12 protein-coding genes are annotated in these 15,923 nt (G+C 46.1%); 6 read left to right on the top strand and 6 right to left on the bottom strand.

From position 1 onward, the window contains the following. Positions 1 to 54: 54 nt before the first annotated feature. Positions 55 to 1,521 (bottom strand): GntR family transcriptional regulator, encoded by a 1,467-nt coding sequence (locus tag CZ360_RS07735; protein ID WP_159438181.1) that lies wholly within the window; start codon positions 1,519 to 1,521, stop codon positions 55 to 57. 156 nt (positions 1,522 to 1,677) lie between these two features. On the opposite strand from CZ360_RS07735, the gene CZ360_RS07730 reads away from it, so the two are divergent. Then, the gene (locus CZ360_RS07730; RefSeq protein WP_077533576.1) at positions 1,678 to 3,933 is read left to right on the top strand and encodes a bifunctional diguanylate cyclase/phosphodiesterase; all 2,256 of its coding nucleotides are present in this window, start codon (positions 1,678 to 1,680) and stop codon (positions 3,931 to 3,933) included. A gap of 269 nt (positions 3,934 to 4,202) precedes the next feature. Here CZ360_RS07730 and CZ360_RS07725 read toward each other — a convergent pair whose 3' ends face one another. Further along, positions 4,203 to 4,541 (bottom strand): hypothetical protein, encoded by a 339-nt coding sequence (locus CZ360_RS07725; protein WP_143530190.1) that lies wholly within the window; start codon positions 4,539 to 4,541, stop codon positions 4,203 to 4,205. 175 nt (positions 4,542 to 4,716) lie between these two features. Here CZ360_RS07725 and CZ360_RS07720 point away from each other — a divergent pair, with 175 nt between their 5' ends. The 3 genes from CZ360_RS07720 to CZ360_RS07710 all read left to right on the top strand — a co-directional run bounded on the left by CZ360_RS07720 (position 4,717) and on the right by CZ360_RS07710 (position 8,233). Next, complete coding sequence (locus tag CZ360_RS07720; protein ID WP_077533574.1) at positions 4,717 to 4,866, top strand: winged helix-turn-helix transcriptional regulator; 150 nt, start codon at positions 4,717 to 4,719, stop codon at positions 4,864 to 4,866. Positions 4,867 to 5,231: 365 nt separating this feature from the next. Further along, a complete protein-coding gene (locus CZ360_RS07715; RefSeq protein WP_077533573.1) occupies positions 5,232 to 6,992 on the top strand; it encodes an NTP transferase domain-containing protein in 1,761 nt (586 codons plus the stop codon). Positions 6,993 to 7,003: 11 nt separating this feature from the next. Next, on the top strand, positions 7,004 to 8,233 hold the full coding sequence (locus CZ360_RS07710; RefSeq protein ID WP_077533572.1) for an ethanolamine utilization protein EutH: 1,230 nt from the start codon (positions 7,004 to 7,006) through the stop codon (positions 8,231 to 8,233). 116 nt (positions 8,234 to 8,349) lie between these two features. Here the strand turns inward: CZ360_RS07710 and CZ360_RS07705 are convergent, their stop codons facing one another. From CZ360_RS07705 to CZ360_RS07690, 4 genes are all read right to left on the bottom strand, one after another. Next, on the bottom strand, positions 8,350 to 9,942 hold the full coding sequence (locus CZ360_RS07705) for a LicD family protein (protein WP_159438180.1): 1,593 nt from the start codon (positions 9,940 to 9,942) through the stop codon (positions 8,350 to 8,352). 130 nt (positions 9,943 to 10,072) lie between these two features. Then, a complete protein-coding gene (locus tag CZ360_RS07700; RefSeq protein WP_143530189.1) occupies positions 10,073 to 11,362 on the bottom strand; it encodes a LicD family protein in 1,290 nt (429 codons plus the stop codon). Further along, positions 11,355 to 12,980, bottom strand: coding sequence for a LicD family protein (locus tag CZ360_RS07695; protein WP_077533569.1), 1,626 nt, complete (start codon positions 12,978 to 12,980; stop codon positions 11,355 to 11,357). Before CZ360_RS07695 ends, CZ360_RS07700 begins: the two co-directional genes overlap by 8 nt. Positions 12,981 to 13,220: 240 nt before the next feature. After that, positions 13,221 to 14,384 carry an iron-containing alcohol dehydrogenase gene (locus CZ360_RS07690; protein WP_077533568.1) on the bottom strand — a complete coding sequence of 388 codons (1,164 nt, stop codon included), beginning with the start codon at positions 14,382 to 14,384 and terminating at the stop codon, positions 13,221 to 13,223. A 254-nt stretch (positions 14,385 to 14,638) separates the two neighbouring features. Between CZ360_RS07690 and CZ360_RS07685 the strand changes: the two genes are divergently transcribed. Both CZ360_RS07685 and CZ360_RS14050 read left to right on the top strand, forming a co-directional pair. Next, entirely contained in the window at positions 14,639 to 15,553 is a 915-nt protein-coding gene (locus CZ360_RS07685; protein WP_159438179.1) for a LysR family transcriptional regulator, read from the top strand. 87 nt (positions 15,554 to 15,640) lie between these two features. After that, positions 15,641 to 15,802 carry a hypothetical protein gene (locus CZ360_RS14050; RefSeq protein WP_159438178.1) on the top strand — a complete coding sequence of 54 codons (162 nt, stop codon included), beginning with the start codon at positions 15,641 to 15,643 and terminating at the stop codon, positions 15,800 to 15,802. Positions 15,803 to 15,923 lie beyond the last annotated feature (121 nt).

Raw genomic sequence — 15,923 nt, 5'->3', positions numbered from 1 at the left:
ATCTGCTGAACATTCCCGGCTCCTGTAATGCGGATTGGATTCAGGCCAGCCGCCCTACAGGACATCGAAAACTGGTATGAGCAGCCTTTCGGCTTCCGGCAGTCCGCATTGAATCATAAATTCGCGGACAAAAGTTAGAATATGACAGTAACAGCCGGACAATTTTTCCGCAAAGCCATCCCTATCCCCAGCCTCCAACGCATGGAACGCCTCCATGCTCATGGGATAGAGAATATCGTCCTTTTTCTGCTTCTCATCGAAAAAGGAAAAGTAATACCCCCAGTGCAGCAGCTTCGCCGTCTGCTGAATAATCGTTTTTAACGGGCGCAGAGTCAGGTTGTCCAGGATACAATCCACCATTAAATTCAGTGGTATGGAATCCGATTGCTGAAGCATATGCCAAAGCGCCGCCTGCTGCTCCCGGCCAATTCTTTCAAAGGCAAGCCTTGCCGCCGGGCGGATCGCAAACGCAAGCAACTGCAGCCCGCTCAGATACAGCAGGGTGTCCCGCCGATAGGTCTTATTTTTCATACACTGCAGGGTCGCCTGATCGTCTGAGAGAAGAACCATAGTCCCCTTTGCATTGTATGTACGGCCAAAGCCCAGCTCATTAAGCATTGCAAGCGCCTTTCTGACTGTGCTGACCGAAACGCCATACTGACTGGCAAGCACTGCTTCCGAGGGCAGAAAAGTACGGTCCGGATAAATTCCCAACCCGATCTTGTCAATTAAATCGCGGACAATCTGGGTATAATAATGATCTCTTCCGCGTTCCGCAATCCAGCAATAAACGCTTTCTTCATCTTCCTCCACGTTGGGGTGCCCGTCCTCCAGCTCTTCTAAATATTCCTTTGCCGCCTTCCCGGTCAGCTGGAATAAGGTTTTAAAAAAGGTCTCGATTCCCTTTGTATCCTGCTTTTCCAAGGCCTCGATCAACCCTTCGGCCTTCTTTGCATAGCTGCAGGCAGAGCGCATCGCCACAGACGGCTTCTCAACAAAAGAAAACGGAATCCGTATAAACAGCTCCAGGCTGATATAAAGGTCGTTCAGTAACAGGTTATTGGTTCGCTCCAGCAAGCTATAGAGCAAGACGGGATATGCTTCCGAGCGCCCATCTGCCGTGAGTGTTTTGGCATGTTTGATCTTCTGCATCTGCCTGCCGATATTACGCCGGTCACCATGCTGGGCAGAAAAAGCCAGGATTGGCGGGAATAAAAGCGTTAACGTCTCGTACGCCTCCAGAATAGACCGCTTTCGCTCCAGCACAAAGCCTGCAGCCAAACCATCCGTCAAATCAGGATGACGGTATATCACAACAGCGGACTTTCGTTCCTCCGTCTGAATCAGGCCCTCAGCCTTCAGAGCGGCCAGCACGTCCCTGACTGTCCTGATTCCAACATGATACATTTCACAAAGACTGTTTGCCGAGGGAAGCGCTGTTTTGTATTTTAAATAGCCCGATACAATTTGATGATGCAAAATCTGATAAAGAAAATCAAATAACGTCTTTTTTTCTTCCATATCCCTATCCCCTCTCATGTTGATTTTATTATAGCATATTTCTATCAAGTTTTTGAGAGGCTATTTGTAAACGTTCGCAGATTTATTATTGCCGAAAATAACATAAGATGATAAAATAAAGATGATAACAATCATTTTGAATCAGGAGTCTTTTCCATGAAACGATATCAGAAAACTGCGGATTTTAGAAAGCCTGTTCCCAGCAAGGGAGCACAGGTCGTGTTTTTGTCTGCCCTTTTGGTTATTATCTTTGCAGTTACTATCCTAAATTCAGCAAGGCTGCGCTCCGTTTTAAACGACAGCGCCCAGAGCTATGCCCAGGACGTCGCCAGTCAATTGGCCTCTGATATTACCGCCAGGATTCAAAGCAATGAGGACGACCTGCTCCTGATTGCCGATACACTCCTTTCAACCGCGCAAGATGAAAATCAGCTCCAGGCTTTGCTGGACAGGCAGGCGGATATCCTTGAATTTGATCATTTTATGCTGCTTGACCAGGATGGTCAGGAAATTTTCAATGATTCCGGAACGGAAAACCTAAAAGATTTCCCAGGCATCCAGGATTCCTTAAACAACGGCCAAGCCTCCGTTTCCTACATCGAAGGGCAAAGCCTGCTTTATTCTGTTCCTGTCTGTGTGGATGATGAGATCATTGGCACCCTGGCCGGGTTGCGCACAAAGGAAAAGATGCAGGCCCTGATCCAGCCAAAAAGCTTTAACGGCCACGGGCTAACCTGTATTATCAACAACCAGGGCGAAGTAATTGTTTCCCCGACTGACCTAAAGCCTTTTTTACAACTGGACGACATCTTTCATGAAGAAGCCGATTCCGAAGTAAGCCAATCGATCCAGCAGATGCAGGAACGTTTACAAAAGGGACAGAACGGTTCCTTTGACTTTACGGCCATTGACGGCAGTCGGCTGATCCTAGCTTACAACAGCCTTCAGATCAATGATTGGTTCCTGCTCACGCTGATTCCGGAGGATTTAATCTCTGGTGAAGCGAGTAAATATATTTTAAGTACCTTTATTACCATTGCAGCGATCATCCTCATTTTCCTGCTTTTCCTGCTTGCCATGTTCCAATTCTACAGCGGGCACAAAAAACATCTGGAGCAGATTGCTTTTACCGATCCTGTTACCGGCGGCCAAAATGAAGCCGCCTTCCAGATAAGCTGTGAAAGGCTGTTTTCCCAGCTTCAGCCTTTTAGCTATGCTGTTGTTATCCTCAATGTAAAGGGGTTTAAGCTGATTAATGAAAATTTCGGTCTCGAGGCCGGAAACGATACGCTCCGCTATCTCTATCGCGTAATTCAGCGCAACCTTCACGACGGAGAAAGTGTTGCGCGCTGTGAGGCGGATAATTTCTTTCTCACTATGAACGAGACGGATAAAAGGGTGATTCAAACTCGCTTAGAGAACCTGGTCAAAGACATCAATTCCTTTAATGAAGGCAGGGACACGCCTTATTATCTTACTATTTTAGGCGGAATCTTTTTGGTGGATGACCCTTCCCTTGACATTGCCATCATCCAGGACAGGGCACGCACCGCCTATCAAAGCCTTTTAGCTGAGCAGCGTTCCGGCTTTGCTTTCTACAGCTCTGACTATACCGAAAGGCTGAAAAAAGAGCAGGAGCTCAGTGACCTGTTCGATACTTCTCTTGAAAACCACGATTTTCAGGTTTATTTGCAGCCAAAGGTACGCCTAAAGGACGGATCTGTCGGCGGCGCCGAGGCTTTAGTGCGCTGGGTGCATCCCCAGAAGGGGATGATCTTTCCATCGGATTTTATTCCGTTGTTTGAACGCAACGGTAAAATTTGCGAGCTTGACGTCTACATGTTCAAGGAGGTCTGCAAGGCTATGGAACGATGGATTCAGGAAGGAAAGCAAATTGTTCCTGTTTCCGTAAACCTGTCCCGCCAGCATTTCAGGCACCCTCATTTTCTTGAGACCTTTGCGCAGATTGCGAAAGATCATCACCTTCCTAATTGGGTAATTGAATTTGAATTGACTGAATCGATCTTCTTTAGCAATGAACAGATCGAAATGGTCAAACACAGTATTCGTCAAATGCATCGCCTGGGATTTTACTGTTCCTTAGACGATTTCGGCTCTGGTTTTTCTTCGTTAGGGCTGCTCAAGGAATTTGATGTAGACGCCATTAAGCTTGACCGCCAGTTTTTCCTAAATATTTCTCAGGAAAAGGCTAAAAACGTGATTGCCTGCCTGATTGAGCTTGCCCAAAAGCTGGGCGTATACACTGTGGCGGAAGGAATTGAGGAGGAATCCCAGCTTGATTATCTACGCGCAGTCAAGTGTGACATGATACAGGGGTATGTCTTTTCTAAGCCTCTGCCGATCCCTGATTTTGAGCAATGGGTTGAGCGCCAAAGTGCAAAAGGCGAATAATTCCCCTGACAAGGATTCCTTTCCCACTTGTATAGTACAAAAGAAGAACGGGAGCAGCATTTTCCGCTGCTCCCGTTCTTCTTTTGTGCCACTATCTCAAAGTATTTGCCATGAGTGCCGCTCCGATATCCATATCCAGTAAAATAGGTCAGACTTTACAGACAATTTGTTATAAAACAGAAAAAACCGATGACAAGTGATATACTCACAAGCCATCGGCTAAACAAAAGACTACAAATTATCATTCTCACAATCCTACAAACTGCTCTTTAGTATCTTTTGTGGCACTTAGGACATTCTCTGACATAAGTAACCTTATACGCCTTTTTATAATTTCCTCCTGTTGTCCCCGCCGCATGCCTAAACCCTAGATACTTTAATTCCTTTATTCTTTCTAACTTAACATAGCATTCGGGGCATTTATTATGAAACAGATTATAAATAAACCTTTTTATGGATGTTAAAGTTAATGTATATTGCTGCTGTTCTCCATATCTATTATGAAATTCATCTCGATATGGATCATTGTCATAATCTTTCTGAGTATAGCCCAGCTCTCTGTTAATTTGTTCTTCTTCCTCTTTAGAATAAATATATACTTTACGCATATATAGCACCGCCTTATAAATCCCCAAGTTGCCTGCCTTACCACAGACAATTACTGAAGATAATTATAATCCAAAAAGTCAGCTTGTTCAATAACATTACGCACATTCGTTTCTTGTGTCAATACGCCGTCCGGTAGAAACAACCCTATCGCTGATCGGGGACAAATGGAAGGTGATGACCGCACAGCTTCGGGATATGGAGGAAAAGGGACTGCTCATCCGTACCGTCTATGCAGAAGTTCCGCCAAGAGTAGAATATTCTCTGACTCCAACTGGCTACAGTCTCAAACCGATCCTGGACGCTATGGCCTCGTGGGGTACATAATATAAAGAAAAAATACTGGATATGTAAAGGGTTCGCCAAGCCGAAAAAATAGAGCTTGGCGAGCCTTTTACATATTTGTTCGATTTCTTTTCTGATGTCTTTCTGCGATCTTCTTTACTTATATTAAGGTTTTTTCAAAAAACCAATATTTAATTATGTTTTTACTCGAGTTTTACAAATCTATTGCATTTTGTTCATTCTTCTGCTATAATTAACCCTATATTGAACATTTCCGGTTCTAGGGAACGAAAAAGGATACCATTTCGTTCGGGAAAAAGCAAAAAAAGAAACGCCCTTTTAAGGGCGTTTCTCCTGTCGATTTCTGTAGAATGGGAAATTATACATTTTAAGGAGGGATCGTTCTTTTGAACCAAAAAGAATTTGATATTCTTTATTATCTGTATCAAAAGCCGAACCAAAATAGTCAGCGGCAGATTGCCGCCGCGACCAATCATTCGCTTGGGACAATAAATAACTACATCAAAAAATTAACCGAACAGGGTTATTTAAAGGAGGCGGAGCTGACCGAAGCAGGACAAGCCGCTCTGGATGAATATAAAATTAAAAATGCAATCATCCTGGCTGCAGGCATGTCCTCCCGTTTCCTCCCGCTCTCCCTGGAAAAGCCAAAAGGACTGCTTGAGGTTAAGGGCGAAACTATGATCGAGCGTCAAATCCGGCAGCTCAATGAGGTCGGAATCACCGATATTACCGTTATTGTCGGGTATATGAAGGAAAAGTTCTATTTCCTTCAAGACAAATACGGCGTAAAAATCGTGGAAAACCGGGAGTATAACGTCAGGAACAACACCTCCTCCCTGATGTTGGTGCTGGATCAGATTCAGAACACCTATATCTGCGCTTCCGACCACTACTTTACTCAAAACATTTTTACATCCCATAGCTTTACCACCAACTATACTGTGAAAATGGTTCACGGCTACACCACCGACTATTCCTATACCCTCAATGATAAGGGCTGCTTTGATTCCTTCCGGACCTACAGCCATGACGAGCTGGGACTGGTTGGGCCATGCTGCTTCCTGAAAAAGGATGCGGATATCTATAATGCTTTCCTGAAGCAGGAATATGAGAAGCCGGATACCTGGGGGAAACTCTGGGAAGAGGTTTTGATTGACTGTATCACAAGCGTTGAAATGTATCCGCGTATCTTTGAGGACGGCGTAATCTACGAATTTGATAATCTGGAGGAACTTCGTATGTTTGACAAAAACTATATCAATAATCTGGATTCTAAGATTATTGACAACATCTGCGCTACCTTAAACTGCACCGCTGCGGATGTCATTAACATTGAACCGATGAAAATCGGCCTGACCAACGTCTCCTTTAAGTTCGAATGCAACGGTACAGATTACATTTACCGCCATCCAGGCGCTGAAACCAGCCAGTTTTTAAACCGTGAATGCGAAGCCTATGCAGAAAATATTGCAAAGGATCTGGGGCTGGACGAAACCCTGCTCGCAATCGACCCGGTTTCTGGCTGGAAGCTCAGCCGTTTTATTGAGGGCTGCGAATACATTGACCCATACGGCGCAGAAGACCAGAAGGAAGCCATGCGGATGCTCAAGGTGCTTCATGACCAGAAAATTGTTTCCCAATGGGAATTTGATTTCATTGAACAGTCTGAGGTTTATATCCATCTGATGGACAGCCAGGGGCTTTATGATTTTTCTACCTTTATGGATACCCACCGCCAGATGGTGGAGCTGAGCAAAAAAATGGATCAGGAAGGCTTCCAGAAAGTGCTGTGCCACAACGACACCTGGTACTGGAATTTCTTAAAGGACAAGCATGGCAAGGTTCATTTGATCGACTGGGAATATGCCGGCAATACCTATCCGGCTGCTGATGTTGCGGACTACACCATCAGCCTTGATTTTGATGATGAGAAATATCTTGCTCTGGCTGAGGTTTACGAAGGCCGCAAGCTTTCTGAAAAGGAAGTCCGGTTCTATTTCGGTAACCTTGCAATCGTTGCATGGCACTGGTTTGTCTGGGCGGTATATAAAGAAGCAACCGGCACTGTCATCGACGATTTGAAGCTCTGGTATCAAAAAGCGACTGACGCTTTGAAAAAAACACAAGAACTCTATAACAAATAAGGAGAGACATTATGGCAATTGTAGGTAATATTATTGTTTACATCATTATGGCCTGTATGGCGGTTGGCGGCGTTGCCTCCATTATTAAGCCAAAAAGTGAACTGGGCCAGCAGTTTATCGAAGGGATTCAGTCTATCGGGCCGATCTTCCTGTCCGTTGCCGGTATCTTTGCTTCGATCCCATTCTTAAGCTCTTTCATCAGCGCGGCTTTTGGCCCGTTGTTTGAGCTGGTCGGTGCAGACGCTTCTATGGCGGCTACCACCCTGATCGCAGTTGACATGGGCGGCTACCAGCTTGCCGACGCACTGGCGCAGACCCGTGAAAGCTGGGTCATGGCAATGTACACCGGTTACATGGCAGGTGCAACCATTGTATTTACTATCCCAATCGGGCTGAGAATGATCCAGAAAAAAGACGAGAAATTCTTTGCGCTGGGTATTATGTGCGGTTTCCTTGCAATTCCGTTCGGCGTGCTATTCTCCAGCATTATTACTGCACTGTCTAACCCAATGATCCGTGAAACCATCAGTACTGACAGCGAATCCGCCTATCAGCTTGCGCTGTCCTTCGGACTGATCTTCCGCAACCTGATCCCGCTGATCGTAATCTGCCTGCTGATTGTAATAGGACTGAAATTCATCCCGAACGGCATGATTAAGGGCTTTACAATCTTTGGAAGCTTCATCGATATCGCTTCCCGTCTGGTGCTGATTGCCTGCATCCTGGAAAAATTCACTGGCATCTTCTCTATGATTTTCGGCGGCTGGGGCTTCGATCCAATTATCGCTGACGCAGAAAGCACAGAACGTTCTCTTGAGATTGTCGGCAACGTCTGCATGATGCTGGCCGGTGCTTTCCCGATGGTTTACCTTATCCAGAAATATCTGGCTAAAGGCCTTGGAAAAGTCGGAAAGCTGTTCCGTCTGAGCGAACCGGCAACCGCTGGTATCCTGGCCTGCTGCGCAAATGCAATCGCAATGTTCCCGATGCTCAAGGATATGAAAGCAGAAGATAAAGTAAAAGTTGTTGCCTTCTCTGTCTGCGGCGCCTTTTTGATCGGCGACCACCTGTCCTTCTCCGCCAACTTCCAGCCTAACCTGATTGTTCCGCTCTTTGTCGGAAAACTTCTGGCGGCTGCACTGGCTGTTGTATTCACCCGTTTCCTCGCCCTCTCAAAGGCACGGGCTCTTGAGGCAGAAGATCTCAAAGAAGAAGCGGCTGCGGTTTCTGAAAACGCTTAAGCATGCTGATTATATAAACAAAACGGCCTCCTATCACGGGAGGCCGTTTTTAATGATAATATCGAAATAAAAAAGCCTTTGCTTTTGCAAAGGCTTTTTTTTCGATTTACTGCAGCTTAGGCTTCCGCATATTCTTGAGCAATCGGGTCGATTCCATGCTCCTCCCGCAATGCAAGGAGAGTCAGACCGTTGCGTGTATGCTCAGACGCTTTCTGATAAAGCGTATACGCTTCCTTTTCTTCTCCAAGTCTGGAGAGCAGATCGCCGTAAAGCTTCATTAAATCACCGCTGTCTGAAAAGCTCTTAAGGCCTTCCTTTACCTGCTTGATCACTGCTTCATCCGGTATAAAATCAGGATTGCGCAGTTTTAATGTGACGTCTGCACAGAGGAAATCAATATGGCATCCGCAAAGCTGCGGATTCTCTAAAAGAACCTGTTCCGCATCGTCCCATCTGCCGTCATCCATAGCTGTTACCAGTGCCCGGCTTTTAGCGATTAAATTCTCCAATGCCTGAAACTGCCCATCAAGCCGGCGCTGCTGTTTGAGGACGTCAAGGATATATTCCGCATCATAATATTCTCCTGTCAGGGTCTGGAGAGTCAGTATCTCATAAAACATCTGGTCGTCTATCTCAGGCAGAACCCCGGTTTTTCCAAACACGCCCTGCAGTGCCCAATACCGGCCAAACAGTTTTCTGGCTTCTGCAAACCGCTTTTGTTCGATAAGCCGCCGGTAATCGCCCTTTTCCTTCAACGGCCGTAGCAGCTTTTCTACCAGCACCATTGCCTTGATCCGGGCTTCCTCTTTCTTATATTCATCCTCATAGGGCAAACGTTCAATCCAAACTGGCTTTCTTCCCTGAAACGCCTTACGAACCTTTTTGGCCTCAATAAAACGCATAAAATCCTGGTGCACGTTATTGCTGCTCACTCCATAATTGACATAAACATTGTGGGTCTGGCGCTCTTTCCTTTCCGGAATAATTTTCCAGCTTTCTCCAAACTCCCCGCGCAGGAATCCTGCCGGATAGGGCGCAATGGGGTACATGCCGTTTTCAAATTGGACATAAACCGGTTCGCCGTCGAACAGTTTCTTGTCCAGAAAGAACTGCTTGTCACCCCACCGGAAAAAATAATGATCAGCTTCCTCGTCGGGATAGCTGAAAATCTTTTCTTCCAGCTGCCTCAGTACTTCCTGACGCCCAATTTCCTTGCTCATATTCAAATATTTGTAGTAAAGCTCTTTATAGTTCTTGATTGCTGGGTTCACCACATAATAGTCGCTTAATAATTCCGCATAGACGGTATAATAGGCTAAAAATTCCCCATCCTTCTCAGACGGTACCGGGTCAAGGATAAAGATGTCAATATGCTGCCCGCAGGCAAGTCCATGCAGCTCATGTGAGGTATAAATGCAGGATGTCGTAAGGTCTGTTACTTTAATGGTTGATTTATGGTACTCCGGATATCGCGCATGGCAGACCATATCCAAATCCATCTCTCGGAAATCATCACACACCGCGAGTAATTTTTCAAACTCGCTGCGTTTCATGCAGATATCAAGGTCGTCGTCCCAGGGCAGGAACCCATGGTTGCGCACTGCCCCCAGCGCGGTACCGCCCTCGCAATAATAGGTAATATGATGCTTTTTGCAGACTGAATCAACCTTGTTCAAAAGATTCAGCAGTCTCTCCTGTGTTTCGGTCATCGTTGTCTCCATGCCTTTGCCGCGCAAAGGCCCTTTCTTTCGAAATTTGAACCGGTTTTACTTAAATATATTTTCCTTGTCCCTTCGGTCAGGCATGGACTCCGGAACAGGAAGGGTAAAAAAACAATCATTACCCAATTACTTCCCCTTTATAGTCATAGATAACAATCGGTTTCCAATGTTCATCCGGCACAAGGGTTCTGAGCTTCTGAACGTAATATTTCCTGCCCTTCCGTTTTTCAGGCGGCAATTCCTCTTTCAGCAGGGCATCCATAGTGATATCAAATATTTCCTTGTCAAAGCAAACTCCGAGTCCCTTTTTATAGTGATGGAACAGAATTGAACGGTAGGGCTGAAGCAATTTGTTCAGCTCCTCCCATTTTTCCTCGTTATGGAGACGAATCAGTTCACTCTTAATCGGCATATATTTCTGATACATCAGGAAACGGTCGTTGGAACGGCGAAGAATCGCATAGGATCTCCAGACAATCTTATTGTCTTTTGCCATCTTAGACGCATACTCATTATATTTTTTGACGTTTTCCAGTACCTTTTCACTTCCGAGATGCAAAAGGGTATTCTGAACCTCCTGGCAGCTCAGATTAGGGTCAACCATCGCAGAGGGTGCTTTCGGCAAATAAGTGCGCCAGTTGGAATAACATTTCCCAAGATAGGTTTCTATCTGTGCCGGGCCGGCAAAGCTTTTCCCCGCCAGGCTTAACGGCGCGCCCTGACGGTCAAACACCGAGTTCGAATATACCTTGTTTCTCAGCCTGTAGCTTCCCGTTTTTCCGCTATAAATCCGGGTTAAGGTCTTAAACAGACGTTTTCCCCCATTTTTGCCAGCTATCTTTTTCAGCAGGCAGGCGGCACGGTACACCAATTTGCGTTTTCGGCCCTTCGCCTTAAATCCCACCAAGGAGGCCCACTCCCAAAGCTTTTTATAAACTGTCGCTCGTTTGGAGGCGAATTTTCCTTTTTTGGCGCAAAGAATATTAATGGTAACATAAATCCCGTTATTTTGGTACTGTTTGAAATGTTTCCGGGAAATGCACAGCGTATTATTGTTCACGTAACGCAGACTGTAATAGGGATACAGCGGGTTATCGATCATGGAATCAAGGGTACGCTCCTCCCGATTTTCCTTTTTAATTCCTTCTACAAGACGCAGCACGTCGTCCGCGTGGACACAGATTGAGGCCGTATAGCTCTGCGGCCAGAAATCATGGTCACGGTAAGCCGCCAGCGCCGTATCCCCGCTCAGATAATAGGGGATCGCGTTACGGTCACAAACCGCGGCAAGTTCTGTCAATAACTGCGAAAGGACGGCCGCAATCTCCTTTTCCCGCTCTCCATCCTCCTTATCATAGCTTTTGATCTCTTCAATCATAAGTTCCTGTAATTCTTTGATGCTAGCCATTTTTCTGTTCTCCAATATCTTTTATTCTTTCAGTGCCCTCCAAGGCGCCCAATTTCTCATCAATTTCCAGCCAGTCAAACCCGTTACGTTCCTGTTTCTTCGCTAAACGGTACTGGTCTCCTGCCTCTTCTTTTCGATCCATAGCCCAGAGAATATCCCCATAGGACTTTCTCAGCTCCCCTGCCGCCGGGTATTGTTCCAAAAGGCTCAGCACCTTCTGTTCCATCTGTGCAAACGCCTCAGAAGGCGTATTTTCCCGCACCATTAGATACACCTTCGCACGGATAAAATCCAGATGTGCGTCCTGATAGGCCGGGGACTGTTCATAAATCGTTTTCACCGTTTTCAAATCTGAAGTATTCATTGCCGCGGTCAGCGCAACGCTGGTACGGATTAAGGCGGCGCTCTGTTTCAATCCCTCAGACAACGGTTTTTCGGTGCCGCGGCGCAGCGTCAGCAGCTTCTGCGCCTTGTCATATCCTCCGCTCATGCACAGGGTGTTCAGCACAATTTCCAGGTGCTCGTCACCAATATCCCAATACAGCCCATTCGCCCTCATAGACCGGTTAAGCTGTTTCTTGATATAGTCCCCGAACACTTCGGTCAAAACACTGTAATACTTGTCCCGGTAAAGCTGTCCCAAGCTATCTTTGCGGTCATCAAACCACTTCTGATACCTGCTTTGCAGCACAGCAGCCTGCACAAGCCACTTTTCCTTGCGGTTATCCGCTTCATAAGGAAGGCGCTTAATCCAGAGGCGCTTCCGGTGTGCAAAGCACTTAATCAGGCGCTCTTTGTCCAAAAATCTTCGGTAGTCCCCGATCAGGTTATTATAGCTCAAATGCAGGTTCATCACCGTATTATGCGTTTCCTGATTTTCTACTGCGGGAACCTGATACCAGTTGTCCCCATAGGTCTTTGCACAGTATTCGTACGCTTTTTCCGGGATTGGGAAAAGCTCCCCTTCAAACGGTACAAGCTGCGGCGTGCCAAACAGCGCGCGGTCATAAACCAAAAGCTGTTCTCCCCAACCATAAATATATTGCGTAAAGTCATCCGGCACGTCTTCTACATAAATTTTATGATAGAGCCGGTCTAAGACTCTTTGTTTTCCAATCACCTTAGTCAAAGCGCGGTATCTCTTATATTGCGGCAAATAAGGGATGATCTTCGGATTTACGACAAAGCAGGGCGTTAACAGCTCGTTATAAATCAGCCATTCCTGAATCCGCTGCTCCGGACAGGCCGCCGGAATTGGATCCAGGGTCATAACATCGATAGACAAGCCGCAGCCCTCATAGTCTGCAACCTGAGATAAAAAGACTGTAGAGGTCTCCTTGTTCATATATTTAATGGTAATCTTGTGATGGCTTTTATTTCTCCGGCAGGAAATCAGTTCCCGGTTCGGCGCCATTTCCTGATCGATAACACTTGCAAATTTTCTCCAGTTTTCCCTGGTCATGCAGATATCCAGGTCATCATCCCAGGGAATAAAGCCCCTGTGCCGCAAGGCTCCGATTACAGATCCGCCGCACAGATAATAGGTGATCTGATGCTTCTTACAAATTTTGTCAACTTCCCGTAAAAGGGTAAGCAACATTTCCTGCAATTCGTTCACAGGCCGTCCTCCGTCTATCTTGAAATCTTACAATTTTACACAAATTTAACTCTATTTCGCGTATAAAAATATAATATCATTTCTAAGGTGTTCAAGTCAACCGAGTATTATGCTATCTTTTGAACACCGGGATCAGTTTTTATATTTTCCCAGTTTCTTTATTTCCGGACAGAAAAAGGAAAACCTCCCGGTGCAAATCGGGAGGTTTTCCTCTGGGAATTATCAGGTGCTGCGGATCTATTAGAAATCGACTTCTGTCCCGTAATAAATACAGGTGAAGAGCTTTTCCATCTCCTCCTGAGTCGGAATTCTCGGATTGGAGCCGGTGCAGGCGTCACCAATCGCATTTTCGGAAATCGCGGACAGTTTTTGTTTGAATTCCGCTTCGTCAATTCCAAATTCCTTCAAGGTTTTTGGGATGCTCAGTCTCTGGTTGAAATCGTCAATTTTCGCACAAAGTGCGTCAACACCGTCGAGTCCCAGCTCCCATGCGATATCTTCATATCTTTTAGCCGCTCTCATATCTTTCGCATTAAATTTGATTACATATGGCAAATAGATTGCATTGGCACATCCATGCGGGATATGTCCGGTGCTGAACGCGGCGCCGGTTTTATGTGCCATGGAGTGAACGATGCCGAGCAGCGCGTTGGAGAACGCCATTCCAGCCAGGCACTGTGCATAATGCATCTGTTCTCTTGCTTCCATGCATCCATTATAGGAAGCCGGCAGATACTGCATCACCATCTTGATTGCTTTTAAGGCAAGCGGATCAGTGAACGGAGAAGCCACTGTGGAAACATAAGCTTCAATCGCATGGGTCAGCGCATCCATACCGGTGTGTGCGGTCAGTTTTGCAGGCATTGTTTCCGCAAGGTCCGGGTCAACGATTGCGACGTCCGGCGTAATGTTAAAGTCAGCCAGCGGGTATTTGATCCCTTTCGCATAGTCGGTGATAACGGAAAATGCGGTAACCTCAGTTGCCGTTCCGGAGGTAGAAGGGATAGCCAGGAATTTTGCTTTCTGGCGCAGGGTTGGGAAATTAAACGGAACAATCAGGTCTTCAAAGGTAACATCCGGATATTCATAGAACGCCCACATCGCTTTTGCAGCATCGATCGGGGAGCCTCCTCCGATGGAAACGATCCAGTCCGGCTGGAACTCCTGCATCGCTTTTGCGCCCTTCATAACGGTTTCAACAGACGGATCTGGTTCTACGCCTTCAAAGAGCTGTACTTCCATACCAGCTTCCTTAAGATTATCCACAACCTTATCCAAAAAGCCGAAGCGCTTCATGGAACCGCCGCCGACAACAACGATTGCTTTCTTGCCCTTCAGATTTTTCAGCTCATCTAAGGTGCCCTTTCCAAAATAAATGTCTCTTGGTAATGTAAAACGTGCCATTCTCGACTCCTCCATCCTAATTCTCTGCCCGGTTTCTTTCCCGGAAAAATTTGCAAGGTTCAAGGTATGTTTCGCGGTTATTCGCAATTTGCACGGCGCGCTCGGCAAAGATTGTCGAAATCTCGTGATTATACCGAATTTCTTCTTTGTTATTATTTTAACATTGATTAATCGAAAAGGGTAATATATAATAGTTATTGTAGATATCGAAGATTAGAATAGGTCGTTTCCAAGGCAGTCAGGAGGGAAATTCATTGAACTTGCAGTACCTGCGTTATGCCCTTGAGGTAGAAAACGCCAACTCTATCACAAAAGCCGCACAAAATCTTTTTATGTCCCAGCCCAACCTGAGCAAAGCCATCCGGGAACTGGAGCAGGAGATGGGGATCACAATCTTTCGCCGCACCACCCGGGGAGTCTCCCCCACCAGGCAGGGAGAGGAATTTTTGACCTACGCAAAAACGATTGTATCCCAGGTGGATGAACTGGAATCCCTTTACCGCACCAAACAGCAGGATGAATTCCATTTGACCGTTTCCGTCCCGCGGGCCACCTATCTTTCTACCGCGTTTGCAGATTATTATAACAGCCTCAACCCTCAGGGGCAGGTAAATATCCACTTCAAAGAAACGGATTCCATCACAGCAATCAATGATGTCAGCACCAAATTCTCTGATTTTGCAGTCATCCGGTATGAGACGATCTATGAATCCTATTTTCTTTCCCTGCTCGCTGACAAAGGACTGCGGCATGAACCGATGAAGGAGTTTGAATACCTTTTAATGATGTCTGAAACCCATCCTTTAAAGGAATATGAGCAGATTCCCTACCACCAGCTCAACGGCTACATTGAAATCGTCCATGGGGATCTGCAGACCCCGGCGCTGTCCTTCGCGCATATTAAGCACAATGCGGAGCTGAAGACTCCGCCGAAACGGATCTATGTTTATGACCGTGGAAGCCAGCTCAACTTTCTCCAGCAGATTCACGGCACTTATATGTGGGTATCTCCTGTCCCGGAAGAGATGCTCCGGCAATACAGCCTTGTTACCCGTCCCTGTGCCACACCGCAGAATAAAGTACGGGATGTGCTGGTTTACCGCAGAAACCATCTCTTTCATGATCATGAAAAGGAATTGATTCGGGTTTTCAAAGGACAAAACGGATAAGATTTTGAAAACGCTCACTTTTCTCTCACAAAGTTCTCACATTCTTCTGGTATCCTGACCCTATGAGAATGGGAAAGGATTGGGAAAATGAAGAAATTTGCCTGGCCGCACCGCCGGAAAAAAGAAAAGCAGGAGGAACCTGTACCTGCTGCAAAAAAGCTGTCAAAGGAAGAGGAAGAAGCTCAATACCAGGAATTGATCCAGCGTTTTTTACAGCACAGCGCTATAACGCCTGACGAGAAAAAGTAGAGACAGGAAATATGGATCGGAAAACAAAAGGACGCGGTTTGTCTCCGCGTCCTTTTGTTTTTGCCTCTCTTTAAAAAGCTCTTGACTCTGACGCTGCGTCATACGCTACAATCTAATTGCA

It is taken from the genome of Massiliimalia massiliensis (assembly GCF_900155615.1).
GTDB classification, from domain to species: domain Bacteria; phylum Bacillota; class Clostridia; order Oscillospirales; family Ruminococcaceae; genus Massiliimalia; species Massiliimalia massiliensis.
This window is presented reverse-complemented; position numbering and strand designations above follow the sequence as displayed.

Excerpts from the sequence above, each read along its gene's own strand:
- CZ360_RS14050 (WP_159438178.1), top strand. The coding sequence starts at position 15,641 with ATGAAGAAATTTGCCTGGCCGCACCGCCGGAAAAAAGAAAAGCAGGAG.
- CZ360_RS07705 (WP_159438180.1), bottom strand. The coding sequence starts at position 9,942 with ATGACCGAAACACAGGAGAGACTGCTGAATCTTTTGAACAAGGTTGAT.
- CZ360_RS07730 (WP_077533576.1), top strand. The coding sequence starts at position 1,678 with ATGAAACGATATCAGAAAACTGCGGATTTTAGAAAGCCTGTTCCCAGC.
- CZ360_RS07700 (WP_143530189.1), bottom strand. The coding sequence starts at position 11,362 with ATGGCTAGCATCAAAGAATTACAGGAACTTATGATTGAAGAGATCAAA.
- CZ360_RS07725 (WP_143530190.1), bottom strand. The coding sequence starts at position 4,541 with ATGCGTAAAGTATATATTTATTCTAAAGAGGAAGAAGAACAAATTAAC.
- CZ360_RS07720 (WP_077533574.1), top strand. The coding sequence starts at position 4,717 with ATGACCGCACAGCTTCGGGATATGGAGGAAAAGGGACTGCTCATCCGT.
- CZ360_RS07690 (WP_077533568.1), bottom strand. The coding sequence starts at position 14,384 with ATGGCACGTTTTACATTACCAAGAGACATTTATTTTGGAAAGGGCACC.
- CZ360_RS07735 (WP_159438181.1), bottom strand. The coding sequence starts at position 1,521 with ATGGAAGAAAAAAAGACGTTATTTGATTTTCTTTATCAGATTTTGCAT.
- CZ360_RS07710 (WP_077533572.1), top strand. The coding sequence starts at position 7,004 with ATGGCAATTGTAGGTAATATTATTGTTTACATCATTATGGCCTGTATG.